The 26,525-nt window shown below is 40.1% G+C and carries 29 protein-coding genes; 18 read left to right on the top strand and 11 right to left on the bottom strand.

Annotation, left to right across the window (positions count from 1 at the left end; genetic code table 11):
• The first annotated feature begins 53 nt into the window (after nt 1-53).
• From ribBA to glmS, 7 genes are read left to right on the top strand one after another with little or no spacing between them, the layout of a single operon-like run.
• Entirely contained in the window at nt 54-1,175 is a 1,122-nt protein-coding gene (gene ribBA / locus AC0JIQ_RS00360; RefSeq protein ID WP_474202298.1) for a bifunctional 3,4-dihydroxy-2-butanone-4-phosphate synthase/GTP cyclohydrolase II, read from the top strand.
• Nucleotides 1,176-1,186: 11 nt separating this feature from the next.
• Nucleotides 1,187-1,657: a 6,7-dimethyl-8-ribityllumazine synthase gene (gene ribH, locus AC0JIQ_RS00355; protein WP_004659764.1), complete on the top strand. Its 471-nt coding sequence runs from the start codon at nt 1,187-1,189 to the stop codon at nt 1,655-1,657.
• Nucleotides 1,658-1,660: 3 nt separating this feature from the next.
• Nucleotides 1,661-2,110, top strand: a complete 450-nt coding sequence (gene nusB / locus AC0JIQ_RS00350; RefSeq protein ID WP_004659763.1) for a transcription antitermination factor NusB — start codon at nt 1,661-1,663, stop codon at nt 2,108-2,110.
• 15 nt (nt 2,111-2,125) lie between these two features.
• On the top strand, nt 2,126-3,043 hold the full coding sequence (gene thiL / locus AC0JIQ_RS00345) for a thiamine-phosphate kinase (RefSeq protein ID WP_474202297.1): 918 nt from the start codon (nt 2,126-2,128) through the stop codon (nt 3,041-3,043).
• Complete coding sequence (locus tag AC0JIQ_RS00340) at nt 3,021-3,542, top strand: phosphatidylglycerophosphatase A family protein (RefSeq protein WP_004659761.1); 522 nt, start codon at nt 3,021-3,023, stop codon at nt 3,540-3,542. The genes thiL and AC0JIQ_RS00340 overlap by 23 nt, the downstream gene beginning before the upstream one ends.
• Before the next feature lie 22 nt (nt 3,543-3,564).
• Entirely contained in the window at nt 3,565-4,929 is a 1,365-nt protein-coding gene (gene glmU, locus AC0JIQ_RS00335; protein ID WP_241307867.1) for a bifunctional UDP-N-acetylglucosamine diphosphorylase/glucosamine-1-phosphate N-acetyltransferase GlmU, read from the top strand.
• A gap of 12 nt (nt 4,930-4,941) precedes the next feature.
• On the top strand, nt 4,942-6,780 hold the full coding sequence (gene glmS, locus AC0JIQ_RS00330) for a glutamine--fructose-6-phosphate transaminase (isomerizing) (RefSeq protein ID WP_474202296.1): 1,839 nt from the start codon (nt 4,942-4,944) through the stop codon (nt 6,778-6,780).
• A 57-nt stretch (nt 6,781-6,837) separates the two neighbouring features.
• Here glmS and AC0JIQ_RS00325 read toward each other — a convergent pair whose 3' ends face one another.
• The 3 genes from AC0JIQ_RS00325 to pncA all read right to left on the bottom strand — a co-directional run bounded on the left by AC0JIQ_RS00325 (nt 6,838) and on the right by pncA (nt 8,879).
• Nucleotides 6,838-7,476, bottom strand: coding sequence for a YitT family protein (locus AC0JIQ_RS00325; protein ID WP_005219171.1), 639 nt, complete (start codon nt 7,474-7,476; stop codon nt 6,838-6,840).
• 214 nt (nt 7,477-7,690) lie between these two features.
• On the bottom strand, nt 7,691-8,155 hold the full coding sequence (locus tag AC0JIQ_RS00320) for an Lrp/AsnC family transcriptional regulator (RefSeq protein WP_346510143.1): 465 nt from the start codon (nt 8,153-8,155) through the stop codon (nt 7,691-7,693).
• Nucleotides 8,156-8,246: 91 nt separating this feature from the next.
• The gene (gene pncA / locus AC0JIQ_RS00315) at nt 8,247-8,879 is read right to left on the bottom strand and encodes a bifunctional nicotinamidase/pyrazinamidase (RefSeq protein ID WP_474202295.1); all 633 of its coding nucleotides are present in this window, start codon (nt 8,877-8,879) and stop codon (nt 8,247-8,249) included.
• 290 nt (nt 8,880-9,169) lie between these two features.
• Between pncA and dapA the strand changes: the two genes are divergently transcribed.
• Genes dapA through purC form a run of 3 tightly spaced genes read left to right on the top strand, consistent with a single transcriptional unit; the run spans nt 9,170 to nt 11,437 of the window.
• Nucleotides 9,170-10,063, top strand: coding sequence for a 4-hydroxy-tetrahydrodipicolinate synthase (dapA, locus tag AC0JIQ_RS00310; RefSeq protein ID WP_474202294.1), 894 nt, complete (start codon nt 9,170-9,172; stop codon nt 10,061-10,063).
• Between the two features lie 15 nt (nt 10,064-10,078).
• Entirely contained in the window at nt 10,079-10,681 is a 603-nt protein-coding gene (locus AC0JIQ_RS00305) for a hypothetical protein (RefSeq protein ID WP_005219165.1), read from the top strand.
• A gap of 36 nt (nt 10,682-10,717) precedes the next feature.
• Nucleotides 10,718-11,437, top strand: coding sequence for a phosphoribosylaminoimidazolesuccinocarboxamide synthase (gene purC, locus AC0JIQ_RS00300; protein WP_004659747.1), 720 nt, complete (start codon nt 10,718-10,720; stop codon nt 11,435-11,437).
• Nucleotides 11,438-11,499: 62 nt separating this feature from the next.
• On the opposite strand, the gene AC0JIQ_RS00295 is transcribed toward purC, so the two are convergent.
• The 6 genes from AC0JIQ_RS00295 to AC0JIQ_RS00270 all read right to left on the bottom strand — a co-directional run bounded on the left by AC0JIQ_RS00295 (nt 11,500) and on the right by AC0JIQ_RS00270 (nt 18,760).
• Entirely contained in the window at nt 11,500-13,242 is a 1,743-nt protein-coding gene (locus AC0JIQ_RS00295) for an amidohydrolase (RefSeq protein WP_474202293.1), read from the bottom strand.
• Between the two features lie 147 nt (nt 13,243-13,389).
• Nucleotides 13,390-14,508: an acyltransferase family protein gene (locus AC0JIQ_RS00290; RefSeq protein ID WP_474202292.1), complete on the bottom strand. Its 1,119-nt coding sequence runs from the start codon at nt 14,506-14,508 to the stop codon at nt 13,390-13,392.
• A 125-nt stretch (nt 14,509-14,633) separates the two neighbouring features.
• Nucleotides 14,634-15,524 carry an aromatic amino acid DMT transporter YddG gene (gene yddG, locus AC0JIQ_RS00285; RefSeq protein ID WP_346510133.1) on the bottom strand — a complete coding sequence of 297 codons (891 nt, stop codon included), beginning with the start codon at nt 15,522-15,524 and terminating at the stop codon, nt 14,634-14,636.
• 105 nt (nt 15,525-15,629) lie between these two features.
• Nucleotides 15,630-16,904, bottom strand: coding sequence for a replication-associated recombination protein A (locus AC0JIQ_RS00280; protein WP_287692642.1), 1,275 nt, complete (start codon nt 16,902-16,904; stop codon nt 15,630-15,632).
• Nucleotides 16,905-16,986: 82 nt separating this feature from the next.
• A complete protein-coding gene (gene ampC, locus AC0JIQ_RS00275) occupies nt 16,987-18,153 on the bottom strand; it encodes a class C beta-lactamase (RefSeq protein ID WP_474202291.1) in 1,167 nt (388 codons plus the stop codon).
• A gap of 154 nt (nt 18,154-18,307) precedes the next feature.
• Nucleotides 18,308-18,760 (bottom strand): YcgN family cysteine cluster protein, encoded by a 453-nt coding sequence (locus AC0JIQ_RS00270; RefSeq protein WP_241307874.1) that lies wholly within the window; start codon nt 18,758-18,760, stop codon nt 18,308-18,310.
• 189 nt (nt 18,761-18,949) lie between these two features.
• Between AC0JIQ_RS00270 and AC0JIQ_RS00265 the strand changes: the two genes are divergently transcribed.
• The 7 genes from AC0JIQ_RS00265 to ahr all read left to right on the top strand — a co-directional run bounded on the left by AC0JIQ_RS00265 (nt 18,950) and on the right by ahr (nt 23,685).
• The gene (locus tag AC0JIQ_RS00265) at nt 18,950-19,108 is read left to right on the top strand and encodes a DUF1328 domain-containing protein (RefSeq protein ID WP_004659733.1); all 159 of its coding nucleotides are present in this window, start codon (nt 18,950-18,952) and stop codon (nt 19,106-19,108) included.
• A gap of 167 nt (nt 19,109-19,275) precedes the next feature.
• Entirely contained in the window at nt 19,276-20,013 is a 738-nt protein-coding gene (locus AC0JIQ_RS00260) for a dienelactone hydrolase family protein (RefSeq protein ID WP_474202290.1), read from the top strand.
• A 151-nt stretch (nt 20,014-20,164) separates the two neighbouring features.
• The gene (mutY, locus tag AC0JIQ_RS00255) at nt 20,165-21,211 is read left to right on the top strand and encodes an A/G-specific adenine glycosylase (protein WP_474202289.1); all 1,047 of its coding nucleotides are present in this window, start codon (nt 20,165-20,167) and stop codon (nt 21,209-21,211) included.
• 31 nt (nt 21,212-21,242) lie between these two features.
• Complete coding sequence (locus AC0JIQ_RS00250) at nt 21,243-21,779, top strand: M23 family metallopeptidase (protein ID WP_474202288.1); 537 nt, start codon at nt 21,243-21,245, stop codon at nt 21,777-21,779.
• A gap of 9 nt (nt 21,780-21,788) precedes the next feature.
• Entirely contained in the window at nt 21,789-22,034 is a 246-nt protein-coding gene (locus AC0JIQ_RS00245; protein WP_005219140.1) for a hypothetical protein, read from the top strand.
• A gap of 36 nt (nt 22,035-22,070) precedes the next feature.
• Nucleotides 22,071-22,625 carry a DNA-3-methyladenine glycosylase I gene (locus tag AC0JIQ_RS00240; RefSeq protein ID WP_046739870.1) on the top strand — a complete coding sequence of 185 codons (555 nt, stop codon included), beginning with the start codon at nt 22,071-22,073 and terminating at the stop codon, nt 22,623-22,625.
• 34 nt (nt 22,626-22,659) lie between these two features.
• Entirely contained in the window at nt 22,660-23,685 is a 1,026-nt protein-coding gene (ahr, locus tag AC0JIQ_RS00235) for an NADPH-dependent aldehyde reductase Ahr (protein WP_336938499.1), read from the top strand.
• Here ahr and AC0JIQ_RS00230 read toward each other — a convergent pair.
• A complete protein-coding gene (locus AC0JIQ_RS00230) occupies nt 23,682-25,109 on the bottom strand; it encodes an aminotransferase-like domain-containing protein (RefSeq protein WP_474202287.1) in 1,428 nt (475 codons plus the stop codon). The genes ahr and AC0JIQ_RS00230 overlap by 4 nt on opposite strands.
• A gap of 90 nt (nt 25,110-25,199) precedes the next feature.
• On the opposite strand from AC0JIQ_RS00230, the gene AC0JIQ_RS00225 reads away from it, so the two are divergent.
• Nucleotides 25,200-25,607, top strand: a complete 408-nt coding sequence (locus AC0JIQ_RS00225) for a hypothetical protein (protein WP_474202286.1) — start codon at nt 25,200-25,202, stop codon at nt 25,605-25,607.
• Here AC0JIQ_RS00225 and AC0JIQ_RS00220 read toward each other — a convergent pair.
• Nucleotides 25,555-26,457 carry a LysR substrate-binding domain-containing protein gene (locus tag AC0JIQ_RS00220; RefSeq protein WP_005219125.1) on the bottom strand — a complete coding sequence of 301 codons (903 nt, stop codon included), beginning with the start codon at nt 26,455-26,457 and terminating at the stop codon, nt 25,555-25,557. The two genes, AC0JIQ_RS00225 and AC0JIQ_RS00220, sit on opposite strands and share 53 nt — an antisense overlap.
• Between the last annotated feature and the right edge of the window lie 68 nt (nt 26,458-26,525).

Raw genomic sequence — 26,525 nt, 5'->3', positions numbered from 1 at the left:
CCAGATTTATCGAATACTAGTGCCCTAAAAGGCAGCATAAAAGGTGAAAGCGAATGCCGCTGAGTCGTGTTGAAGAGCTTGTCGCAGATATTCGTGCAGGCAAAATGGTCATCCTAATGGATGATGAAGATCGTGAAAATGAAGGTGACTTAGTCATCGCTGCAACGCATGTTCGCCCTGAAGATATTAACTTCATGATTACGCATGCACGCGGCCTAGTTTGCCTAACTTTGAGTCGTGATCGCTGTAAACAGCTTAATTTACCGTTAATGGTAGATCAAAACGGTGCACAACATGCCACTAACTTTACGCTGTCGATTGAAGCAGCAGAAGGGATCAGTACCGGCATCTCCGCTGCTGAACGCGCGCATACGATTCGCACCGCAGTTGCAGCACATGCTAAACCAAGTGATATCGTTCAACCTGGTCATATTTTCCCATTGATGGCTCAACCGGGCGGCGTACTGCACCGTGCAGGTCATACGGAAGCAGGATGCGACCTCACCCGTTTAGCAGGTCTAGAGCCTGCCTCTGTTATCTGTGAAATTATTAATGATGACGGCACTATGGCTCGTCGCCCTGATTTAGAAGTGTTCGCAGAGAAACATGGCTTAAAAATCGGTACGATTGCGGATCTGATCCATTACCGCATGACCAATGAACAAACTGTTGAACGTTTGTCTCAAGAAAGCATTGATACAGAATACGGTACTTTTGAACTGTATAAATACCGTGAAATTGGTAATCCTGATATCCATTTAGCTTTAGTAAAAGGCGAACCGAAACAAGGCGTAACCACGGTTCGTGTGCATGGTTTTAATCCTGTTCGCGACTTATTAAAATTAAATAAGGCCGATGGTTCGGCAGCGTGGAATTTAGATCTAGCAATGAAAACAATTGCTGCAAGCGATCGCGGTGTATTGGTATGGATTGGTCAAGATCATTTAGAAGATCTAGGACATGCCTTAGAGCAGTTAAACCAACCAAAACCGCTTAAGTCTAATGCAGCACTTTCGCATCAATACCAGACGATTGGTGTTGGCGCGCAGATTTTACGAGATTTAGGTGTTGAAAAAATGAAGCTTCTGAGTTCTCCGCTTCGTTTCAATGCTTTATCTGGTTTCCATTTAGAGGTAGTGGAATATATCACTGCCGATCAAATCACAGCAAAATAATCGAGGTTGCTATGGCAATTCGCCGAATTGAAGGTTTATTACATCTCGCAAGCGAAGGTCGTTATGCGATCTTAGTAGGACGTTTCAACAGCTTCGTGGTTGAACATTTACTTGAAGGCGCGATCGACACTTTAAAACGTCATGGCGTTTCAGAAGATGCGATTACTGTTATTCACGCACCAGGTGCATGGGAACTTCCTATCGTTGCAAAAAAATTAGCGGCTTCAAACAAATTTGATGCCATCATTGCACTCGGTGCAGTGATCCGTGGTAGCACACCACATTTTGATTTTGTTGCAGGTGAATGTGCGAAAGGTTTAGGTGTGGTTGCACTTGAAAGCACAATGCCTGTGATCAATGGTGTCTTAACGACAGACAGCATTGAACAAGCAATCGAACGTTCAGGTACGAAAGCAGGAAACAAAGGTAGCGAAGCTGCATTGACTGCAATCGAAATGGTTAACTTATTAAAGGCAATTTAAAGCATGTCGCAAACACTTCAGGCCGCTTATGCAGCGAAACGCAAAGCACGTCGTTTTGCTGTACAAGGGATTTATGAATGGCAAATGAGTCATAACCCTGTCCATGAAATTGAAGCACGTACACGTGTAGAAAATGCTATGCACAAAGTTGACCTTAACTATTACCATGAATTGCTCACTCAAGTGGTTGCTCAACATGAAGCTTTAGATGAGTTACTCATCCCTGTACTTGATCGTGAGTTAACTGCACTAGATGGTGTAGAACTTGCAACCTTACGACTTGGTGCTTATGAATTACGAGATCATCTCGAAGTTCCATACCGCGTTGTACTTGATGAAGCAATTGAGCTAGCAAAACACTTTGGTGGTGCAGACAGCCATAAATACATCAATGGTGTATTAGACCGTCTTTCATCAAAGCTTCGTGAAGCTGAAAAACAACAAGCAAAATAATAGGCTTGATGTTGCATGGCTGAGTTTTCAATTATTGAGCGGTACTTTAAACGTGCATCAAAATCTGATGTCAGTTTAGGCATCGGTGATGACTCAGCCATCGTCACCCCTCCTTCTTCACAACAACTCGTGATCTGTGCAGATACATTAGTTGCTGGTCGACATTTTCCCTTAGATACGACAGCCCATGCTATTGGCTGGAAAAGTGTCGCGGTCAATTTATCTGATCTCGCCGCCATGGGTGCAAAACCACATAGTATTTTACTCGCACTGAGCCTCCCTACCATTGATCATGACTGGTTGGCTGGATTTAGTCAGGGTCTTTTTGATTGTTGTGATCAATTTGGTGTTAGCTTAATCGGTGGCGATACCACTCAAAGTACCCAACTTACTATAAGTGTCACCGCTTTAGGCTGGATTGAACAAGGTCAAGCCATCACGCGTGCAGGCGCACAAGTCGGCGACTATGTCTGTATTAGTGGACAGATTGGTGATGCCGCGTTTGGATTACAACACTTAGGACATCCTCTGCAACAACGCTTAGATTATCCAACACCTCGTTGTCATTTAGGGCAACAGCTGAAAGGTTTAGCATCAAGTATGATTGATGTTTCAGATGGACTCGCACAAGATTTAGGACATATTCTGAACGCCTCAAAAGTAGGTGCAACATTACAGCTTGAGCAACTTCCGATAGATCAGTCACTAAAAAATATAGATTTGCGACAAGCTTGGCATTACGCCCTCGCAGGCGGTGATGATTATGAATTATGTTTTACAATATCACCGCAAAATTTTGAAAAACTGTCGCGACAACAATTAGATATTCCGCTTACAATAATCGGCAAAATTACCCAACAAACTGGATTGTTATTTGAGTATATGGGTGAAAATTGCCCACTACAAATTCATGGATACCAACATTTTGCATAAGCCTCCCATTCACTTCAAACAGATGACTTGGTTCGATCGCTGCATCGTTTTCTGCGGGGTTGGATTTGGTTCTGGTCTCAGTCCTAAAGCACCGGGAACATTTGGTTCTGCATTTGCATTGTTATTTACGCCATTATGGTTATATCTCGGTTTTAATTTGAGTGTTTTAGCAATTTTTATAATGTCTTTGGTAGGCATATATATCTGTGGGCAAACAGCTAAAGTCATTCATGTACACGATGATGGTCGAATTGTATGGGATGAATTTGCAGGGCAATCTATTACGCTCCTACCCTTGCTCTATCTACAGCAATTAAATTGGTTATGGGTCATTGTCGGTTTTATTTTTTTCCGTATATTTGACATCTGGAAACCATTTCCGATTAGTTGGGCAGACCAAAAAGTTACTGGTGGTCTAGGGATTATGCTTGATGACATCATTGCAGGTCTTTGGGCTGCGCTTTGTATTTTTATGATTCATTTTTATTTTTTGACTTAAACCATTGATATTAGGGTTAGTTATGTCAACAACTGTTATTATTCTTGCAGCAGGGAAAGGAACGCGGATGCGTTCGAAACTACCCAAAGTTCTCCAGCCATTGGCAGGTCGTCCACTTTTAGGACATGTGATTCAAACTGCAAAAAAATTACATGCTCAAAATATTATTACGATCTATGGGCATGGTGGTGATCTTGTTAAACAAAGCTTTGCTGCTGAACAAATAGAGTGGGTTGAACAAGCAGAACAGTTAGGAACAGGTCATGCTGTTCAAATGACTCTCCCTGTATTACCTCAAGATGGTATTTCTTTGATTTTATATGGAGATGTTCCACTCGTTCGTCAAAGTACCCTTGAACAGCTACTTGAAGCCTCTAGCCAATCTGGTATTGGTATGATTACGCTTAATGTTGAGAATCCAACAGGGTATGGTCGTATCGTTCGTCAAGCAGATAAGATTCAAGCGATTGTTGAGCATAAAGATGCCAATGACGAACAGCGTCTAATACAAGAAATTAATACTGGCATTTATTGTGTAAGTAATGCCAAATTACATCAATGGTTGCCAAAACTGTCTAATAACAATGTTCAAGGTGAATATTACCTTACGGATATCGTGGCAATGGCTGTTGCGGATGGTTTAGAAATTGCTTCAATTCAACCTGAGCTTGAATTTGAAGTTGAAGGTGTGAATGACCGCCTACAACTTGCAACTCTGGAACGTCAATTTCAGCAACAACAAGCAAAAGAATTGATGCAACAAGGCGTACATTTAATTGATCCAAATCGTTTTGACCTACGTGGAACTGTGAAATGTGGTCAAGATGTACAAATTGATGTCAATGTCATTATTGAAGGTGATTGCGAATTAGGTGACAACGTTCAACTTGGCGCAGGCTGTATTTTAAAAAATACTCGTATTGCGGCAGGTACTAAAGTTCAAGCCTATAGCATTTTTGAAAATGCGATCGTTGGAGAAAACACTCAAATCGGTCCTTTCGCCCGTCTTCGCCCAGGAGCAAATCTTGCGAATGATGTGCATATTGGCAACTTCGTCGAAGTCAAAAATTCAAATATTGGACTCGGTTCTAAAGCCAATCACTTTACTTATCTAGGTGATGCAGATATAGGTGCTGATTGTAATATTGGTGCAGGGACAATCACTTGTAATTATGATGGCGCAAATAAACATCGTACTGTTATTGAAGACAATGTATTTATTGGTACCAATAACTCATTGGTTGCACCAATTAAAATTGCTCAAGGTGCAACCACAGGTGCAGGCTCAACTTTAACTCGAGATGTGGCAGAGCATAGTTTAGCTGTCGAACGATCAAAACAGTTTGAAAAAGCAAATTATCAGCGCCCCCAAAAGCTGAAAAAATAAGAGGATAAAATTATGTGTGGTATTGTTGGTGGCGTTGCTGAACGATGTGTAACTGATATTCTGATTGAAGGATTAAAACGTCTTGAATATCGCGGTTATGACTCTGCGGGTTTAGCGTTATTGAATAATCAACAAATCTTACGCGAACGTCGTGTAGGTAAAGTTGCAAATTTAGCTGAAGCAGTATCTGAGCAGCATTTGACTGGTAATGTAGGTATTGCCCATACCCGTTGGGCAACCCATGGTAAACCGACTGAAAATAATGCTCATCCACATGTTTCAGGTGATGTCGCTGTTGTACATAACGGTATTATTGAAAACTACCAAGAGCTTAAAGATGAATTACAAGCGCTAGGTTATATCTTTACCTCACAAACAGACACTGAAGTTGTTGCTCATCTTGTCAACGATGCTTTAAAGCAAACTGATAGCTTACTTGAAGCTGTACAAAAAGTTATTCCTCGCCTAAAAGGCGCTTTTGCGCTTGGTATTGTGCATACCGCACACCCTGATGAACTGATCACTGTGCGTGAAGGTTCACCATTGGTAATCGGTGTAGGTATTGGCGAGAACTTTATTAGTTCAGACCAATTGGCTTTATTACCTGTTACTAATCGCTTCGTCTATCTCGAAGAAGGTGATATTGCGCGCTTAACACGTACTAGTATTGAAGTTTTTGTCAATGGAACCCGTGTTGAACGTCCAATCAAAGAATTGGATGCAACCGTCAGCAATGCATCAAAAGGCGAATATAAGCATTTCATGCTCAAAGAAATTTATGAGCAACCAGAAGCGATTCAACAAACGATTTCACAAGCATTGAATGGCAATAATTTGCGTGAAGATTTTCTTCAACATGCCAGTGCGGATTTTGACAAAATTCAGCAAGTACAAATCATTGCCTGCGGCACCAGCTACCATGCGGGTATGATTGCAAAATACTGGTTCGAGCAATTGATTGGTGTACCTTGCCAAGTTGAGATTGCAAGTGAATTCCGTTATCGCACACCTGTCATTGTTGCTCATACACTGTATATCTGTATTTCTCAGTCTGGAGAAACTGCGGATACCTTGGCTGCATTACGCGAAACACAAAAACGTGCTCAAGCTCAGAACATCGACATTAGTACCATGACCATTTGTAACGTTGCCACTTCATCAATGGTTCGCGAAACAGATCATCATTTACTCACGCTTGCAGGTCCTGAAATCGGCGTTGCATCAACCAAAGCCTTTACCACTCAACTTGCAGCATTGATGTTGTTGATCTTAAAAATTGGTCAAGTTAAACAACGTCTTGCAGATGCTGAATTGAATGAAATTACAGAAGCGCTATGGCATTGCCCGAAAGTAATTTTAGATACATTACAAGGCAATACTGAGATTCTGCGTCTATCAGCACTGTTCGTTGAAAAGAACCACTGCTTGTTCTTAGGACGTGGCACACACTTCCCGATCGCACTAGAAGGCGCATTGAAACTGAAAGAAATTTCATACATTCATGCTGAAGGATATGCGGCTGGTGAATTGAAGCATGGTCCATTGGCTTTAGTAGACAATGAAATGCCTGTCGTGATCTTGGCTCCACAAGATGAAATGCTCGATAAGTTAAAATCGAATATGGAAGAAGTTCAAGCTCGTGGTGGAGAACTATTTGTTTTTGCTGATGAAAACAGTGGTATTCATGGTAAAGATCGCCAACATGTCGTTCATGTTCCAGCTGTCAATGAATGGTTAGCGCCAATTGTGTACAGTATTCCTGTGCAATTGCTCTCGTATCATGTTGCTGTATTACGTGGTACCGACGTTGACCAACCACGTAACCTTGCTAAGAGCGTAACAGTCGAATAATTACAAAATAAAAAAGGAGGGTTAACCCTCCTTTTTTATTGCCATTGATGGTCATTTTTAAGCCACATAACGACTGCTTTTATGATTCAAAAGAATAATTGAATTTAAAATAACAGCCCCTAAAATTGAAATTAGAATCAATTTCCAATCTACGAAAAACAATGAAACTAATAAGATGGTAACATCAATTCCCATCTGCACTTTACCTGCTGGAATGTTAAAGCGTTCTTGTAAATATAGAACTAAGAGGTTGATTCCTCCTAAGCTTGAGCGATGGCGAAATAAAATCAGAAAGCTTACCCCCATCAACACATTCGCAAAAATCGCAGCATAAATTGGATTTACACTAGATAAATGAAAAAAATGAGGAATAATTTCGGTAAAACCAGCTAATAATCCAACGGCAATGAATGTCTTGACGACCAATGCCATGCCCATTTTTTTATAAGCAAAATAATAAAATGGAATATTGATCAGGAAAAATAAGATGCCAAACTTCAGGTCGGTAATATAGTGGATCAACAACGATAAGCCCGCTGTACCACCTGTCATAATCCCTGCTTGCTGCAATAAAGTCATGGCAAACGATAGAATGAATGTACCAATTAACATGGCCAATCCATCTTCAATCTTAGAGTGTTGGTCAATCACGGGCATGACTGGACTGACCAAAGATATATTCTGATCGGTATTCATAAGGATACAACTCAATAGGAGAACAACAGCAGGGAGAAAGATCTTTCAAAGAAAGATATGGCATATTTGATCATTTTTATTCAAATTTCGCAATTTATTCTTATATTTTCATCATAAATGCAATTTATACTCAAAATATCCTTTTTTGAATAATCTTTATGCAATAAAGTCCAATGCTTCAGTTTGAATGATATTGATCCAAGAGAAAAATTTTTTACTTAATCGCGATCCCATTTTCTTTTAATTTTTCCAACACAATCGATGTATTTAAATTACTGACGCCAAAGTTACTAGATGACAAAATCCCAATCAACTTGACCATTTCATCTAAATTTTTGACTGCAACCTTCAGTGCAAAATCATAACTTCCTGTGAGTTTATGAATATCTTTCACCGCAGGTTCATTTAAAAGAAACTCAACAAAGAGATCGTGTGTCGCATCATTGTAGTTTTGCAATTTCACTTCAATAATACCCATGATCGGTGTCGGATCTGCGCTTAATGCGATTTGCGCATAGTAACCCGTTATAATTTTGTTTTGTTCAAGCTGAATACGACGACGTGAACATTGAGAAGTTGATAATCCCACCAATTCTGCTAATTCTTGATTAGCTAATCTTCCATTCATTTGTAAATAATGAATAATTTTCTGATCAAAATCATCAAGTTCAACTGACATAAAACGCTCAATTCTGTCTGAAGTTAGAGTTTAACTGATATTGATTTATCAGTTTTAGAAGTTTATCACCTTTAGATCAAGCGGCTCAGGCTTATGACAAAATTGTAGTCGATTGAATACGCTCAATACCCTGCTCTAACATCCTTTGCCATGAACTTTGTAGTGAACCATCCAAATCAATCGCTTTACAGGCATCTTCAATGACATAAGTTTTAAAGCCCATCTGTGCAGCATCTAAGGCGGTCCACGCCACGCAAAAGTCTGTGGCAATCCCTACGATATATACTGTATCAATTTGATGTTCTGTTAAATAACCCTTCAAACCCGTTGGTGTTTTACGATCTGCTTCCATAAAAGCAGAATAACTATCAATATCGGCATGAAAGCCTTTACGAATAATCAGTTGTGCAGTTGGAACATCCAGATCAGGATGAAATTCCGCATCGTGAGTGCCTTGAACACAATGTTTCGGCCATAACACTTGGGTTCCATAAGGCAATTCAATGGTTTCAAACGGCACTTTATTGTCGTGATTATCTGCAAAAGAAATATGTTGCTCAGGATGCCAGTCCTGTGTCAGCACGATATGCTCAAACTTTTTTGCGAGTTGATTAATAATCGGAATAATTTGATCTGCTTTTGCAACGGCCAAATTCCCCCCAGGAGTAAATCCGTTTTGGACATCAACAACAATTAATGCGACATGATGAGATTGTATCTGCATACCATGCTCCAATTTAAAACTTGTATTTTTACAATACCCTGCTGATTATGTTCTGGCTACTCATGTTTTAACTTTTACAAAAGATGAAAACGATTCAAGATAAAGATGAATTAAAGTTTTCCACAGTTTGACTAAAGCATATTGTTCTTATGTCTCCGATCAGTCATAATTTGCGTAATTGTCATTCAACCCGATCGAATTGTTGGATGACCAATCAAAATACTGCAACCATCCAATATTTCGTTTCAACTAATTCAATCTCGGATGGGAAAATAGGATAGTTTTTTAAAATGACTCAGCTAGCACAGAATATTCAAGGCTCAATTGTCGCAATCGTCACCCCTATGTTTGAAGATGGCAGCGTAGATTGGAAGAGTCTTGAGAAGCTCGTTGAGTGGCATATCCAACAAGGTACACATAGTATTGTTGCGGTCGGCACGACGGGCGAAGCGTCTACATTAAGCATGGAAGAACACACACAAGTCATCAAAGAAGTGATTCGTGTAGCCAACAAACGTATTCCAATTATCGCAGGTACAGGTGCAAATTCAACGCGTGAAGCGATTGAATTGACTAAAGCTGCAAAAGAATTAGGTGCTGATGCGGCCTTACTCGTTACGCCATATTATAATAAACCAACGCAAGAAGGCTTATATCAACACTACAAAGCGATTGCTGAAGCTGTTGATATTCCACAAATTCTTTATAATGTACCAGGTCGTACTGGTGTCGATATGCAAAACGAAACCGTTATTCGTCTTGCTGATGTTAAAAACATTGTTGGTATTAAAGATGCAACAGGCGATGTAACACGTGGTCAAGCCCTCATCGAAGGTTTAAATAATAAAATCGCTGTTTATTCAGGTGATGACGAAACTGCTTGGGAACTCATTTTACTGGGTGCAAAAGGTAATATCTCTGTAACAGCCAATGTTGCACCAAAGCAAATGAGCGAAATTTGTGAAGCTGCGTTAGCTGGAGATAAAGCAAAAGCACAAAGCTTGAATCAACAAATTGCAAATCTACACAATATTTTGTTTTGCGAATCAAACCCAATTCCTGTGAAATGGGCATTGCATGAGATGGGCTCAATTGGTACAGGTATTCGCCTACCATTAACCGCTCTAGCACAACAATATCGTGAACCGCTCCGCACAGATTTAAAAGCTGCGGGAATTATTTAATACGAGCAATTTATGATGCAATTACGTCTTGGTGTTGTCCTAGTCATTTCAGCTTTAAGTTTGGCTGGTTGTGGTCGTTTTGCCCTCAATAATCATTCTTTAGATTATAAAAAAGCACAAGCACTTGAACCACTCAAATTTCCTGAGGGCATAACGGCAAGACCATTTACGCCATTGTATCCAGCGCCTACGGTTGATCCACTTGCAATTGAGCATGCACCAAAGCTTGAAAATGAAAGTGGCAACCGCTATGCATTGCCTCGTCCAAAAGCGATGCAAAATTCAGCCGATAATACTTCAGCAACCGCTTCAACAGTGGGTCGCCCACAGCTCGTCACTGATGGGAATAAAAACCCATTACTCAAAGTTGATGGCCCGACAGCAGGTGCATGGCAATATACTTTTGCAACCTTGAGTAGCCTCAACTACAAAGTTATTTCACAAGCAGAAAATGGCTATGAAGCAACGATTAAAGTGGGTGATCAAAATTACCTACTGAAATTATCGGCTGTAGGCTCAAGCAATACAGTTGCGCTATTTAAACTTGATACAACATTTGCAGACCCTGCTGTTGCAGCTGAAGTGTTAACCCAGATTTACCAAAATTGGCCAGCCTAGTCGTTTACTAGGCATACTTTTTCAAAAGGTTCCCCCATGTTAAAACAAACCTTGCTCTATACTGGTAAAGCAAAATCTGTATATGAAACAGATAATGCTGATCACCTGATTTTAGTCTTTCGTGATGATGCATCAGCATTCAATGGCGAAAAAATTGAGCAACTAGATCGTAAAGGCAAGGTGAACAACCGTTTTAATGCCTTCATCATGGAAAAGTTGGCTGAAGCGGGTATCGAAACTCATTTTGAAAAGTTACTTTCTCCAACAGAAGTGCTTGTGAAGAAATTACAAATGATCCCTGTGGAATGTGTTATTCGTAACTACGCAGCAGGTTCATTATGCCGCCGTTTAGGTGTTGAAGAAGGTAAAGAATTAACGCCTCCAACATTTGAATTGTTCTTCAAAGATGATGCGCTTGGCGACCCAATGGTAAATGAATCTCAAGCAATTGCTTTAGGTTGGGCAACAGCACCTCAACTTGAAAAAATGAAAGAACTGACTTACCAAGTGAATGATGTACTGAAAGCATTATTCGATGCAGGTAATATGATTCTTGTTGATTTCAAACTTGAATTCGGTGTATTCCACGATCGTATCGTATTGGGTGATGAATTCTCTCCAGACGGCTGCCGTTTATGGGATAAAGACACCAAGAAAAAATTAGACAAAGACCGTTTCCGCCAAGGTTTAGGTGGTGTGGTTGAAGCTTATGAAGAAGTTGCTGCACGTTTAGGCATTAACTTAGATAATATCTAAGCCTTAAGCTGCCGTTCTTAATAAAAAACCAGCCTGATAAGGCTGGTTTTTTATTGGTTTATCTAATTTCCCAGTTTCTGATAAATCAGATTCCCTTCTTTATAGGTTGCCAATACCTGAATATTTTTGATCTCCCGACTTGGCACAGTCAACGGATTTTGATCCAAGATCACTAAATCAGCCAGTTTCCCTTGAGTTATCGTGCCCTTATGCTGATCTTCAAAATATTGATAAGCTGCCCAATCAGTCATCGATTTTAAAGCCATATAGGGACTCACGCGCTCATCTGCACCTAATACATAATTACTTCGTGTCACTCGATTGACGGTTGCATCTAACATCATCAAACTATTCGGCGGCACAACAGGTGCATCATGATGCTCTGTAAAAATAAGCTGTTTCTTCAAAGCACTTGCCGTCGGTGAAATGCGTGCTGCTCTCGCCCCACCTAAGGTTTGTTGACGATGCCAATCCCCCCAATAGAACGTATGCAATGAGAAGAAAGATGGAATAATATCCAAGGCTTTCAGTTGATCCAGTTGATCATCGCGAATCGTTTGAGAGTGAATCAATACGCTTCTGCGATCTGCTTTGCCTTGTTTTAATGTGGCATCTTTTACAGCTCCAATAAATTGATCAATTGCCGCATCACCATTGGCATGTGCAAGTACTTGCCAACCCTGTTTAAACGCTAAATTAATATATTGATTGACCTGTTGGTTATCTTTAATCGCAGGATAGCCCTTATAGTTTTTATCTTTACCTTCAGGTGGAATTAAGTAAGGTTGTGTCAACCAAGCTGTTTTACCTTGTGGTGAGCCATCTAAACTGATTTTCACGCCACCAATACGGAAATGCTGATCATACTGACGACTACTGCCTTGCTTAAGCATATACGCCTGACTGGTGGTAATATCTGGATAAGAGACCACATCAATTGGCAATTGATTTTGTTTGGCTAATGCATGCCACATCTCCGTTGTGCCCTGATCTGCACGCCCTTCTTGTACTGTGGTAAAACCATTTTTGACGTAGGCATCAATACCTTTTTGCGCAATTTGGAACATCACTTGTGGTGGCACATCTTTAAAAATTGAACCAATCGCCGTAAATAAAGCCGATTCTTCTAAGACCCCATTTGGAATATTTGAATTGGCTTCACGACGAATAACACCCCCTTCTGGATTTGGTGTATTTTGATTGAAATTCAGTAGTTCTAATGCTTTATGATTCACAGAAGCTAAATGCCCAGACTGATGTAAAATCATCACGGGTTGATCTTTGGACACCCGATCTAAATCACTTGCCGTAGGATGACGTTGTTCAGATAATTGTGCATCATCATATCCATTTCCCAAAATCCAACCGCCCATCATTTTAATCACTGCTGGATTTTGTGTCTTCCACGTATTCATTACCTTTACAAGTGAGTTGATATCTGAAACTGAACCATCAGGCGTCGGATAAAGATTCGCTACCATTTGATGAAAACCAACCATGTTTACATGGCTATGCGCATCAATAAAGCTCGGTAACAAGGTTTTGTTGTTTAGATTAATATATTGAACTTGGGTATTTGCCAACCGCTCTGCTTGCTGCTTCGAGCCAACAAATACAATTTTCCCATCCTTTACTAATAGCGCCTCAGCATATTTAGGCTGCATTCCTTCCATCGTCAGAATAGAGCCACCATAAAATAATTTCTCCGTTGACTGCTGTTGAGCTGACTTGATGCTCATACAACCAGATACAGCAACGGCAAACAAAGTGATGAGAGAAACAGGATAAAAATATTTTAAATGCATAGAGCTAATTCCATGTTTTTATTATGCCTTTATTATTAAACCTTATTCTTTTTCTGTTGAAAAAGGTTAAAAGGATTCTTTTTGTAATACGAAAATAATATTTATTGTGCGACACAACATTCACAAGACGAAATGAATACTGTGAAATTAAAATATCTTTGTAAGCCTATTAGAGACTTTAATTGCAATATCATCCACATAGCGACTATAAGGAGTCGCTAAAACAATACTTATCATCACTGTAAACAAACTCGCCCACAGACCCGCTACCCAATACGAAAAACCCAATTGAATATGCAATAGATTAAAACAAGGAATTGCTAAAGCATAAATCACAGCAAGATGAATTAAATAAATAGAAAATGAGATCTTGCCTAAGAAAACTAAAAATGGCGTATCAAAAAATTGTGCTAACCATTTGCCTTTTAATACCGCATACACGATACAAAAACCGCCAATAAAATTCAGGTAATCGTAGGTTTGCTCACCTAAAAATTGAGCAAAAATCCGATAACTCAAACTTTCATTATGCGCACCACATAAATATAGCCCCAGCGTGAATAGCAACACAGATAGCCCTGTAGCTAATTCTGATGCATATAGAAATAAACCCATACCTAAAATAAAACTCAGGATACCGAGTAATACTGTTTGTGAAATCGTATAAGCTGTCGCAATACTCAACAGCAAGAACAGACCTGCAAGCATCGGTCGTTTGCTATAAAAATAACTGGCGAGATAAATTACCAATGAACCGAGCAGCTCAATCTGCATCGTCCACAACACCCAGTTATAGCTTGAGTCCCCAAATAAAAATGCTCCGATACTGCCCTCATACAAAGCTATACTTAATTTTGGATGAGGATTTGCCAAAGCTGCCCCCCATTCAGAAACATGCGAAACATCAACAGGAAGGAAACACACGAGGTAGGCAATAATACAAGAGATAAACGCAGGAATAGCCAAACGTGGATAACGCTTAATTAATGATTTTTTTAGTTTTTCAGCTGAACTTTTCTTTTTTAAACTCGATAAACTCAGGACATAACCGCTTAAAACAAAAAAGACAAAAACCGCGCCTGTACCTGAATAGAAGAATGCAAATGGGGAATGATAAAGTTGATCGAAAAAGGGATATTGAGGTACGACACTTAAATCAAAATGATGCATTTGGGGAAAGAAAGTCAGCGATAGATGTGACAATACAACTGCAAGGCAGGCTAAGCCTCGGATACTTTCCGCAGCATTGATTTTGTTTGTGATCATGGCAGAGCTTTATCATCCGTGATATGCCGCGATAATGCGATCTTTTATGTGAAGTGTCTAGTAGCCTCTTACAAAAATATAGTGACTATAAAGCACTTAAATAATAATTCCGCTACACACTTAAACTAAGTTGATGATTTCACTCGAGTCGAAAACCAACATAAGATCGACCCAATACACACCATAAAAGCACCATACCAAAAAGAAATCGTCAGTGGCGTACTGAGTAAAATTGCCGAGAAAAAAGCTGAAAATACAGGAATGAAATACGAAGCACCTGCCAACAAGGTGACATTGCCATGCAAAATCCCAACATTCCATGCAGCATAACCAAAGCCCATAGCGACAGCGGCAAAAAGTAAGGACGTGGAAGATGACCAATCAAAATCAAATGCGCCGCCGCCCATCAATGCATATTTAATCCAAAGCACCATCGAAACCAACATAAAAAATAAGGTAATCCCATTACTACCCTTAGCTATCTTAGCAGTGAGGGTACAATAAGCCGACCAGAGGAGCGTTCCGATGAAAGCCAGTGCATAACTCAGTGGGTTATGTTGTATATTTGCCCACATACTAGGTAAATCAAGACCTTGCTCACCGCCTAATACCCAGCAAATGCCCAAGAGAGAGATCATAAAACCGGGAATAATAAGAACATTGGCTTTTTGTTGATTAAATAAAATAGCCGCAACCATCGTGAATGTTGGCCATAAATAGTTCACCATCCCAACTTCAATCGCTTCTCGATTATTACTGCTATAGCCAATAGATAGTGATAAACATACTTCATAGCTAACAAATAAAATACTGCCCCAAATTAAATAGGCTTTTGGAAAACTTTTAAGCTTGCTCCAACCTACTGAAAAAAATAGGAAAATAGAGGCAAGCGTATAAATTAATGCTGCGCCACCGACTGCACCAAAATGCGAACTGACATCCTTGATCAATGCAACAATCAAGCTCCAAAGGAAGATCGCAAGTAATCCAATGAATGTGGCTTTCTTTGAGTTCATGTTGAAATAAATCGAATATAAAACCGCAGCAAAATTCCCATTTACAGTTTTGGGAACTTGACTAGGTGAAATGTGAAAATACAACTCATCTATTTAAACAGATCTTTATTGTTGCTGTTGTTCCTGCTGCCAACGGCGTTGCTGCAAACGTTCGGCTTCAACTTCACGTTTATTTAAGGCTCGCTCATACAGCTTCGTACCCCGCAACTCAGGCGGCAAATATTCCTGTAAAACAAAATGCTCAGGGTAATTATGCGGATAGAGATAATCAACGCCATAACCTTGTTGCTTCATCAATTTTGTTGGCGCATTACGTAGATGTAACGGCACAGGTAAATTCGCAGTTTTTTCGGCAAGCTCCAAAGCTCGGTTAATGGCGAGATAGGTACTATTACTTTTCGGGCTGGTTGCGAGATATACAGCACATTGACCTAAGATAATTCGTGCTTCAGGCATACCGACCGCTTGTACTGAACGGAAACACTCACCCGCCAACAACAAGGCATTTGGATTAGAATTGCCAATATCTTCCGATGCTGCAATCAACATTCGACGTGCAATAAAAACAGGGTCTTCACCACCTTTGAGCATGCGTGCCATCCAATATAGGGTCGCATCCGCGTCGCTACCACGAATCGATTTGATAAATGCCGAAACCAAATCATAATGCTGCTCACCTGATTTGTCATAACGTGCAATATTCTGCTGTGCGACTTTAACCACAATTGCATTGGTCACGATATTTTCAATATCAGGCTCAAAAGTACTGGCGATTAAATCAATCAAATTAAGTGCTTTACGTGCATCACCCGCAGCAAATTGAATAAGCGCATCATATTCTTCAATCTGAATAAAACGCTCTTTCAAAAACTTATCACTTTGAATCGCTTTATTGATCAGGGTTTGAATCGCATCAGCATCCAAACTATTTAAGGTATAAACCTGACAACGAGAAAGCAGTGCACTATTCACTTCAAAAGATGGATTCTCTGTGGTTGCACCAATCAAAGTGATTTTTCCTTTTTCAACTGCATTCAGTAAGGCATCTTGCTGCGACTTATTAAAGCGGTGGATCTCGTCAATAAACACTACTGGCGTTAGCAAATCGCCGCTTTCAGCAATCACTTCACGCAGCTCTTTTACGCCAGTATTCAATGCAGATAAACTAATAAAAGGGCGATCAACTGCCTGTGCCAATAACAAAGCAATTGTGGTCTTACCTACCCCAGGCGGCCCCCAAAAGATAATCGAAGGCAAATGCCCCTGATCAATCATTTGGCGTAACGGTGCATGCTCACCGAGCAAATGATCTTGCCCGATGATTTCTGACAAATCACGAGGGCGTAAGCGTTCAGGTAAAGGAATATGCGTATCTGACATCATCACGGACTTTATACTGTTTTATCCTAGTCTATTGCGTCTGATTCAAATCTACAATTTGAATCTGCAACCACGCGACATTCTATTGCGCAGTATTCTTTTGAAGTAACTGCTGCATGACATGGTAGCTTGCAGTAATTCGAGCTTCATTCGGAAAATTAGTATTAGCGAGCATCACAATCCCAACTTTCTGCTGAGGGACAAATGCGGCATAAGCTCCAAAGCCATTGGTAGATCCTGTTTTATTAAAATAAGTGGATTGTGAGGCAATTTTGGGTTGTTTGATCAGCGTTACTGCATGGCTTTCTAAAGCCATTTTACTTGAGTTGCCTTGTAAAAGTGTTTCAAGCTTAACGGGATAAGCATATTGCTCCCATCCCAAGCCCTGCGTCATTGCACCGACTTTAAAATAACCGATATGGGTATTTTCAATGGCTTGACGAATTGACCGATTTAATTGAGCTGAATTGATCTGCGCATCTAAAAATTTCAGCATATCCGAACTACTGCTTTTGACACCATAGGCTTCAGCATCAAACATCCCCACTGATACACGAATTGCTTGGTTATTCTTATAGCCCCAAGCATATTGTGACATCTTTTGTTCAGGGACATGAATATAACTCTGCGTCATTCCTAATTGAGGAAGTAAAGTTTTCTCTATCAATTCTGTATATGGCTTTTTCATTGCCAAAGCTGTGACATAACCCATTAAACCAATACTCGGATTTGAGTATTGACGAGCCTCCCCGATTTTGGTTTTTGTTTTCCAGTTTTGAAAATATTGAACCATATCCTGCTGAGTAACAACTTCATCTGGAAATTGCAGCTGAAAGCCACCTGCGGTATATGTACCTAAATTTAAAATCGTAGCTTTATTCACTGCGGTATTTTTTAATTCAGGGAAATACTTGGCGGGATGATCCGACAATAATAACTGCCCTTGCGCCTGTGCATAGCCCGCCAAAGTTGCATTAAATGTCTTACTGACAGAGCCAAGTTCAAATAAAGTATTGTTACTTACGGGTTGTTCATTTGATTTCGATGCCAAGCCATAATTGATAAAATAATGTTGACCATTTAATGTGACACCGACCGCTAATCCAGGAATCTTATATTGATCTAATAGTGGTTTAAATTGTTGATCTACAATTTCCTTAACTTGTTGCTCACTAAGCGGTTTTGCCCAAATCGAAGAATTACAGGATAAAAGCCCTGCAAGTAAAAAAAGCATTCTTGATGCGATCATGTATATTTCCCAAACTCATTTCATTTAAACAAAGAGGATCTCAAACTACATCGATCTCTCAGTGTTCATCATATGAGAATGCATAGATAAAATACTGTAAAAGTATTGTTTTTTATTAATAAAAAACGCAGGTATAAGAAATATATATCAAGATCTAACGTACCCAACGTACGACATAATCCTCTATATCTTCTTCATTTATATCTTGTTCCGAAATACAGCGACCGGCTGCTGATTTCTTTGCTTTAATCACACTTTGACGTGAGCCCGTATTTAAATAATGCCATGACGGTAAATTTTTACCTTCATTCAAACGACGATAAGCACAACTAGGAGGTAACCATGTAATTGTTTGCAATCGTTCAGGTGTCAATTGAATACAATCTGCAACATGCTGTTGACGATTCGGATAATCAGAACAACGTGCAGTTTTACAGTCTAATAATTTACATGCAACTTTGGTGTATGCGACTTCTGCCGTTTCTTCATCTTCAAGCTTAACCAAACAACATAAACCGCAACCATCACACAACGCCTCCCACTCAGTATTATTCAACTGATCAAGTGGATATAGTTTCCAAAAGTTAGGGCGCAATTCGGTAGACATGGCAAATGTATTAGGCTTTTAAAATTTGCCCTGATTATAGCATTTATTCTCAATCAAGCTGTTTTCCAAGCGACTTAAGCGATTAACAATACTTAAGTTATTGAACATTTCAACCACAGAAACACCACATTTGGTTGAAAAAACACACGCTATAGTAATCCCATAACGATAAATTTAGGAGGAAGCAATATGTTCCGTTGGGCTATTATCTTTGCAGTGATTGCATTAATCGCCAGTTTATTAGGTTTTGGTGGTGTTGCTGGTTTATCCAAAGACTTTGCCGTCATTTTATTAGTGATCGCGGCTATTCTTGCTGTAGTGGGTTTCTTATCACGCGGTAAAGCTTAGTTTAAAGAGAAATAAAAATTCAGAAAGAAAAAAGAAGAATCGCCGTATTCTTCTTTTTTATTGTCATCATTTCAGCCGAATAAAAATTTGTCCTTCCGCTAACATCATTAACTTTTGCTTTTTTATGCTTTAATCAAAGCATTGAAAATATAGATCAGGATTAGAAAATGAGCTTTCCAATTACAACGCGTGAAATTGAATACACTGCACCAGATGGTCAGCGCCTTATTGGCTATTTTGCGACACCTATCCGAGATGTACCAGTTGCAGGAGTTATTGTTGCTCCAGAATGGTGGGGACGTACCGAATATACCGAGCAACGTGCGCGTGAACTTGCAGAACACGGTTTTGCCGCTCTCGCAATTGATATGTATGGAGACAAAAAAGTTACCTCTGATGTTCCTCAAGCATCTGTATGGATGATGCAAACATTTGATCATGTAGACACCGTGGTTGATCGTGCTCAAGCAGGCTTAGATGCTTTAAAAGCACAACCAGAGGTCAATACTGAAAAATTGGCAGCAATTGGTTTTTGCTATGGTGGTAAAGTTGTTCTGGATTTAGCGCGATCTGGTGCCGATTTGAAAGCTGTGGTGACTTTCCATGCGAATTTAAGCCCGAAAGCACCTGCACAAAAAGGAAAAATTCAGGCTGAAATTCTTGTATTACATGGTGAGATTGACACCATGGTTTCTTTAGATGATGTCGCAAGCTTCCGTCAGGAAATGCACGATGCAGAAGTCGATCATGAAGTGATTATTTTTGAAGATGCCAAACATGGCTTTAGTAACCCCCTCGCTGATGAGCGAGCTAAAGCAAATAATGTTGACTTAGGCTATAACGCCGAAGCTGAACATCAAGGAATAGAAGCCATGTATGAAGTATTGGATAAACATTTAACCTGATTCAAAATATTGGCATAAACTTTCGCAAAGACTTCATTCTGTGTAGGTGGCATTTATGTCTCCTACACACGAACAAATGTTTTTATCATTTAAATGAGTCCACGATCATATTTTCATTATACTAAGCCTCTGCTTTTGATAGTTCTGATTCATGTCTGATTTCTCATTTTCTGATGCACTACTCACGTGGTTCGACCAACATGGCCGCCACGATTTACCATGGCAAGTCGCTAATGATCCCTACAAAGTGTGGGTGTCAGAAATCATGCTTCAACAGACTCAAGTTAAAACTGTTCTGCAATATTTTGATCGCTTTATCGAAAGGTTTCCAACCATAGACGATCTTGGTCAGGCCAGTTGGGATGACGTTGCCCCTTATTGGGCTGGTTTAGGCTACTATGCCCGTGCACGTAATCTGCACAAAGCCGCTGTAATCGTAAAGCAGAAAGGAAGGTTTCCTGAAACATTAGAACAGTGGATTGAATTACCAGGCATTGGTCGTTCAACTGCTGGTGCATTAATGTCTCTTGGCTTACGACAATATGGCGTCATTATGGATGGCAATGTGAAACGGGTTTTAGCACGTTTTTTTGCGATTGAAGATGATCTATCTAAGCCACAGCATGAGCGCGCTTTATGGCAAATTGCGGAACAGCTGTGCCCTAAAGAACGTAATCATGATTACACCCAAGCAATCATGGATTTGGGTGCGACAGTCTGCACACCGAAAAAGCCTTTGTGTTTATACTGCCCAATGCAACAACACTGTCAGGCCTATCAGCAAGGTTTAGAACAAGAACTCCCATTTAAAAAAGCAAAAAAACCTGTCCCTGTTAAAACGGCGAATGTGCTCCTAATTCAAGCAGGTCATGAATGGCTTTGGCAACAACGTGAAGCCCACGGTCTATGGGGAGGTTTGTATTGTCTGCCTATCATTGAACAGGCAACCGAATTACAACAGATTGAACAACAATTTAAGCTCCAAGCTCAAGTATCATCACTACAGATTAGTCATAGTTTTACTCACTTTACATGGATACTGCATGAGCAACTGTTCCACGTGGAACATGATCAAAAAGAGCAGCTCAGTATCGAACTAAATGGAGTATGGCTAAGTCCAGAAGCTGCGATTGCCAAAGGCATTCCAACCGCCATGAAAAAATTGATTACAGCAAAACAAAAGACCTCCTCTACTTAATTGCTGTAAATCGAAATCACAAGGAGTTTGTGTGCGTCTTTCGATTCCCTTTATTGTTATTAGCCTATTGGCTATTCTAATTTCTGCATGTACGACAACGCCTAGTAAGCCTACGCCCCTACCAGCCACTCAAATCAATAAACTTAAAAATCTGCGTTTAGACAGCCGTTTGCCCGTTCCAGTCAAAGGTGTCAATCGAAGTGAATTACGAGATACTTGGGGAGCTGCACGTAGCCAAGGACGCAACCACGAAGGGATTGATATCATGGCGGAGCGTGGGACGAAAGTGTATAGTGCTACCGAAGGGTTAGTCGCTGATTTACGTAATAATAATTTAGGTGGCAAAATCATTTGGATTCTAGGACCATCTGGTTCTTGGCACTACTATGCCCATTTAGATGGTCATAAACGTGGTCTTAATGTGGGAGACTATGTTCATAAAGGCGATCTCATTGGTTATGTAGGCAATACAGGCAATGCCCGTGCGACTGCCCCACATTTACATTATGGTATTTATTTAAATGGCAAAGGGCGTGGAGCAGTCAATCCATACTCATATTTACGTTAGGAACATAGAATGTCAGAAGCATTGATTGAACGACTGGTTAAATTTGCAGAGTCTGGAAATCAGCAAAAAATCATCATCAATGGTACAAGCTATCAAGGCTGGATTATGGAAATTACCGAAGATGCTCTGCTGATTAGCACAGGATTTGCAGATAAATCTGGTAAAGACTTTTGGCTTAAATTTACTGATTTAAATACAGCTGAACTGTATTATTGGGATACTCGCCCAAATGAATGGGTGACATTCACACTTTAATGATTTTATATGAATAACAAATAAGGAGCATCAAATATGACGATTCAACGCTGTGGCTGGTGCTCCAATGATCCACTCTATATTAGCTACCACGATGAAGAATGGGGCAAAGTAGAACAAGATGAAAATCGATTATTTGAGATGCTTTGTCTCGAAGGTCAACAAGCTGGATTATCATGGATCACGGTACTAAAAAAGCGCGAGAATTACCGTTCACACTTCTTTCACTATCCAATTACTAAGATTGCAGAGTTTACTGATGATCAACTCGAAGACAAACTAAGTGATGCCGGATTAATTCGTCATCTAGGTAAACTTAAAGCGATTCGAGACAATGCAATTGCATGGCAGCAACTCAAAAATGAAGTTGGTGATGTATCTCATTGGCTATGGGCCTTTGTTGACCATCAGACTCCAAATAACGATGTCATTCATTATCGTGATGCACCTGCACAAACCGAAATCAGTCAAAAACTTTCAAAAACACTGAAAAAACGTGGTTTTAAATTTGTTGGTCCCACAACTTGTTATGCGTTTATGCAAGCGGTAGGAATGGTCAACGATCACGAAAATCACTGCCATTTTAAATAATACGAATTCATTTTCCTTTCCAAGGAGTTATCGAATGAGCAATAACCAAATTCGTGCTTATGCTGCAATGAAAGCAGGCGAGCAATTGGTTCCTTATCAATTTGATGCAGGTGAATTAAAGCCACATCAGGTTGAAGTTAAAGTTGAATACTGCGGTTTATGTCACTCAGATTTATCTGTGATCAATAATGAATGGCATTCATCCGTTTATCCTGCTGTCGCTGGACATGAAATTATTGGCACAATTATCGCACTCGGTTCAGAAGCCAAAGGATTGAAACTCGGTCAACGTGTTGGCATTGGCTGGACGGCTGAAAGTTGCCAAGCATGTGATCCATGTATTGGTGGTCATCAAGTTTTATGCACGGGTGGCAGCGTTGCGACTATCGTTGGTCATGCGGGTGGCTTTGCAGAAAAAGTTCGCGCAGGTTGGCAATGGGTAATTCCTCTACCAGAGGGTTTGGAGCCTGAGAGTGCAGGACCATTGCTTTGTGGCGGCATTACCGTGTTTGATCCTTTACTTAAACATCAGATCCAAGCAACACATCACGTCGGTGTGATTGGGATTGGTGGTTTAGGGCATATGGCCATCAAACTACTTAAGGCTTGGGGTTGCGAGATTACCGCATTTAGTTCAAACCCAGACAAAACTGAAGAGCTCAAAGCCATGGGCGCTGACCATGTGGTGAATAGTCGTGATGCTCAAGCGATCAAAGCGCAACGTGGCAAGTTTGATCTATTGCTTAGCACCGTCAATGTAACCCTGAATTGGCAAGCCTATCTCAATACCTTGGCACCGAATGGTAGTATGCATTTCTTGGGTATTACCTTAGAGCCTATTCCAGTTTCTGTAGGTACTATCATGAGTGGTGCTAAATCTGTTACAGCTTCACCAACTGGGTCACCTTTAGCACTGCGCCAACTACTACAATTTGCCGCACGTAAAAATATTGCGCCACAAATTGAGCTATTTCCAATGTCTCAACTCAATGAAGCCATTGAACGACTCCATTCAGGTCAAGCACGTTATCGTATCGTACTTAAAGCAGACTTTGATTAATTTAAAATCGTCGACATACGCTCTCTCACCCAATCCGCCAACTGTTGAATTGCTTGGCGGATTTCGGTGGTCAACGCATGCCCTGCATTTAAGCGGATGAAGTGCTGATAACGCTGATCTTCACCAAACACTTCCCCAGGTACGATATTAATCCCTTGGCTCTGCGCTAAATAATATAACTCTAAGCCCGTAATATTTTCTGGCATTTGCAACCATAAAGCATAACCCCCTTCTGATTGACTCAAGGCGATTGGAATCCCAGCAAATACTTCCAAAATATAAGCACGATACTGTTCGACTTGTTGCATCAACTTCGGTCTTAACTCATCCAAATGCTCACGATAACCACGACTATAAATGAAATCAGCCAAGCCTAACTGTAAGGGTGTATTGACACCGACGTTATTTGATAAGAGTTGTGGTCGTATGTGTTGCAATTGTTGTCCCAAGCAAAACCATCCTACACGATAGGCGGTAGACAGTGACTTCGAGACTGAACCACACCAAATTACGTAGCCTTGTTGATCCCAATAACGAATCGGCAAAGGTCTCTCTTTTTGGAAACTGCACTCACCATAAATATCATCCTCTAAAATAAAACATTGGTATTGCTGTGCAAGTTCAGCAATTTTTTGCTTCTGTGAATGACTTAAACAGTAGCCTAATGGATTTTGAAAATTAGCAGTGAGTAAACACAGCTTGGCATCGCCCTGTTTCATAAAAAACTCAAGACGCTCAAGGTCAATACCACGATGATCTGCTGGAATCTCAATAATCTTACGCTTAAGACTTGCCAACATTTGCAACTGACCATTAAAAGTAGGTGTTGGAATTAAGATACTGTCCCCTTCCTGACTGATCTGCTGAATTAACAGAGACAAAGCTGGCATACAGCCATTGGTAATAAAAATATCTTCCGTAGCGACATAAATTCCATCTTCACGCCAATGATCTGATAAAGCCTTACGTAACTGCTCATGTCCCTGTTTATTACAATATAAAAAATCTTCAGGCTGACAGTGTTTAAGCGCTCGCTGTAAGGAACGACGTAGCCCATCTACAGGAATTAAATGGGGCGACAACTGAATAGCCCCTAAAGGGGTTAAATGATTTTGAATCGATGCTGTTTGAATCTGATTCTGTAAGTCTAAATTCGAGACTTGCCGTGCTTTGGACTCAAAGCTTGGACTTTTAGGGGCAGCACTTTGATATTGTCTTGAACTTACAAAATAGCCTGATTTGGCTTTGACATAAATCAGTCCTTTTGCTTCTAACAGTTCGTAGCATTGTTGTGCGGTACTCAAACTAATACTTTGCTGACGAGCAAATTCCCTTAAAGAACTTAACTTTTGCTGTGGCTGTAATTCATGTTGATAAATTTTATGAGCCAATTGATCTGCTAGGCGTTGATATTGAAAAGTCATATCTGTACTGCTTTTTTATAAATTTCTGTATCTGTATCGATTAATACAACACCGTTAAGCTATAAAAATCAACTGACTAAGGATAAGAGCATGAAAAATAATATCTTATTTATATTCTGTACAATTTTTTTTACAGGTTGCCAAACCACGAATCAAAGTGTTGAACAACAGCAAACCATCTGCAAAACTTTATCTCAAGGCTATTTGAAAATACAAAATCAGCAGGAATATGAGTTTTGGAGGTTAGAAAAAGTTGTGAATCAGCAAGATCATACTTTGAAACTAACCTATAAGCAGCCTACTGAGAATGGTGTGATTATGTCGAGTTTGCTGTTACCTACCGTTGAGTTTGTATGCACGCAACAACAGCAACAGGTCAAAGTTGCAGTACAACAACCGACTGGACAACTTGTTCAAGTTTTAGAACTCAAACTCGCCGAAACAGCTATTGGCAAACCGAAAATCCATGACTTAACTGCTCAGTCAAAAACTCAATAAATAAGCGAACCCGTTTCGGCAAATGCGCTTGTTGATAATAAACAGCATGGATGCTTTGATAAGAGTGCTCAATCTGATCTTCAAATAGCGCCTCAAGGCGACCTTCTTTCATATCCTGCCAGATTTCAAACTCTGATAATCGGGCAATCCCCTGCCCACGTAAACAGAGTTGTCGAACGGTTTCGCCACTCGATGCTTTTACTTTAGGTTGGGCTTGAAAATACTCACCATCAATTTTAATGGGCCAAGTATTGATATAAGTTGGACGGGTGAAACCAATCACATCATGCTCAATTAATGTCTGGGCTTGTACAGGTCTCCCCTTACGCTGTAAATATTCAGGACTGGCAACAATATAAATTCGGCTTTTACACACCAGTTTCGCATGCAGACTGGAATCATGTAATTCACCAAAACGAAATGCCACATCAGTCTTATGTTCTAATAGATCAATCACTAAATCATTACTATTCAGCTCAATCTCAATATTGGGATAACTTTGTCTGAACTTATGTACCAATGGCGTAATGACATGCAGAATAAACGGCGTGGCTGAGTCAATCCGAATCACACCCGAGGTATCCTGATCCGATTTTTCTAGAGCTTCTTCAGCTGCACTTAAATCACTGAGAATTTTACGCGCATGTTGTAAAAATTGTTGTCCTTCTTGAGTCAGTTTTAACTTTCGAGTCGTGCGCTCTAGCAAGGTGACTCCAAGCTTTGACTCTAGACGACTTAGAGAGCGGCTCATTCCCGATGCTGTCTGTCCAAGTCGTTCGGCAGCAGCAATAAACGATCCTGTATCGACAATGGTCATAAAAGCAAGCAGTTCTTCTACCGTAGATTTCATTGCCACCTCATCAATTATTGATATTTAGTCAACTATATTTTGCAAATTCATCTATTTTTTAGCAACAA

The organism is Acinetobacter sp. FB, assembly GCF_056033405.1.
The sequence above is the reverse complement of the archived record's forward strand: the minus strand, read 5'-3'. Positions and strand labels throughout refer to the sequence as shown.

Bases quoted from the DNA above. Each gene is read 5' to 3' on its own strand.
- AC0JIQ_RS00270 (WP_241307874.1), bottom strand. From the start codon at position 18,760: ATGTCTACCGAATTGCGCCCTAACTTTTGGAAACTATATCCACTTGAT.
- AC0JIQ_RS00325 (WP_005219171.1), bottom strand. From the start codon at position 7,476: ATGAATACCGATCAGAATATATCTTTGGTCAGTCCAGTCATGCCCGTG.
- AC0JIQ_RS00290 (WP_474202292.1), bottom strand. From the start codon at position 14,508: ATGATCACAAACAAAATCAATGCTGCGGAAAGTATCCGAGGCTTAGCC.
- ribBA (WP_474202298.1), top strand. From the start codon at position 54: ATGCCGCTGAGTCGTGTTGAAGAGCTTGTCGCAGATATTCGTGCAGGC.
- thiL (WP_474202297.1), top strand. From the start codon at position 2,126: ATGGCTGAGTTTTCAATTATTGAGCGGTACTTTAAACGTGCATCAAAA.
- AC0JIQ_RS00295 (WP_474202293.1), bottom strand. From the start codon at position 13,242: ATGCATTTAAAATATTTTTATCCTGTTTCTCTCATCACTTTGTTTGCC.
- pncA (WP_474202295.1), bottom strand. From the start codon at position 8,879: ATGCAGATACAATCTCATCATGTCGCATTAATTGTTGTTGATGTCCAA.
- purC (WP_004659747.1), top strand. From the start codon at position 10,718: ATGTTAAAACAAACCTTGCTCTATACTGGTAAAGCAAAATCTGTATAT.
- ribH (WP_004659764.1), top strand. From the start codon at position 1,187: ATGGCAATTCGCCGAATTGAAGGTTTATTACATCTCGCAAGCGAAGGT.
- AC0JIQ_RS00340 (WP_004659761.1), top strand. From the start codon at position 3,021: ATGGATACCAACATTTTGCATAAGCCTCCCATTCACTTCAAACAGATG.
- ampC (WP_474202291.1), bottom strand. From the start codon at position 18,153: ATGATCGCATCAAGAATGCTTTTTTTACTTGCAGGGCTTTTATCCTGT.
- ahr (WP_336938499.1), top strand. From the start codon at position 22,660: ATGAGCAATAACCAAATTCGTGCTTATGCTGCAATGAAAGCAGGCGAG.
- glmS (WP_474202296.1), top strand. From the start codon at position 4,942: ATGTGTGGTATTGTTGGTGGCGTTGCTGAACGATGTGTAACTGATATT.
- yddG (WP_346510133.1), bottom strand. From the start codon at position 15,524: ATGAACTCAAAGAAAGCCACATTCATTGGATTACTTGCGATCTTCCTT.
- AC0JIQ_RS00265 (WP_004659733.1), top strand. From the start codon at position 18,950: ATGTTCCGTTGGGCTATTATCTTTGCAGTGATTGCATTAATCGCCAGT.
- AC0JIQ_RS00220 (WP_005219125.1), bottom strand. From the start codon at position 26,457: ATGAAATCTACGGTAGAAGAACTGCTTGCTTTTATGACCATTGTCGAT.
- dapA (WP_474202294.1), top strand. From the start codon at position 9,170: ATGACTCAGCTAGCACAGAATATTCAAGGCTCAATTGTCGCAATCGTC.
- mutY (WP_474202289.1), top strand. From the start codon at position 20,165: ATGTCTGATTTCTCATTTTCTGATGCACTACTCACGTGGTTCGACCAA.
- AC0JIQ_RS00305 (WP_005219165.1), top strand. From the start codon at position 10,079: ATGCAATTACGTCTTGGTGTTGTCCTAGTCATTTCAGCTTTAAGTTTG.
- glmU (WP_241307867.1), top strand. From the start codon at position 3,565: ATGTCAACAACTGTTATTATTCTTGCAGCAGGGAAAGGAACGCGGATG.
- nusB (WP_004659763.1), top strand. From the start codon at position 1,661: ATGTCGCAAACACTTCAGGCCGCTTATGCAGCGAAACGCAAAGCACGT.
- AC0JIQ_RS00240 (WP_046739870.1), top strand. From the start codon at position 22,071: ATGACGATTCAACGCTGTGGCTGGTGCTCCAATGATCCACTCTATATT.
- AC0JIQ_RS00230 (WP_474202287.1), bottom strand. From the start codon at position 25,109: ATGACTTTTCAATATCAACGCCTAGCAGATCAATTGGCTCATAAAATT.
- AC0JIQ_RS00245 (WP_005219140.1), top strand. From the start codon at position 21,789: ATGTCAGAAGCATTGATTGAACGACTGGTTAAATTTGCAGAGTCTGGA.
- AC0JIQ_RS00280 (WP_287692642.1), bottom strand. From the start codon at position 16,904: ATGTCAGATACGCATATTCCTTTACCTGAACGCTTACGCCCTCGTGAT.
- AC0JIQ_RS00260 (WP_474202290.1), top strand. From the start codon at position 19,276: ATGAGCTTTCCAATTACAACGCGTGAAATTGAATACACTGCACCAGAT.
- AC0JIQ_RS00225 (WP_474202286.1), top strand. From the start codon at position 25,200: ATGAAAAATAATATCTTATTTATATTCTGTACAATTTTTTTTACAGGT.
- AC0JIQ_RS00320 (WP_346510143.1), bottom strand. From the start codon at position 8,155: ATGTCAGTTGAACTTGATGATTTTGATCAGAAAATTATTCATTATTTA.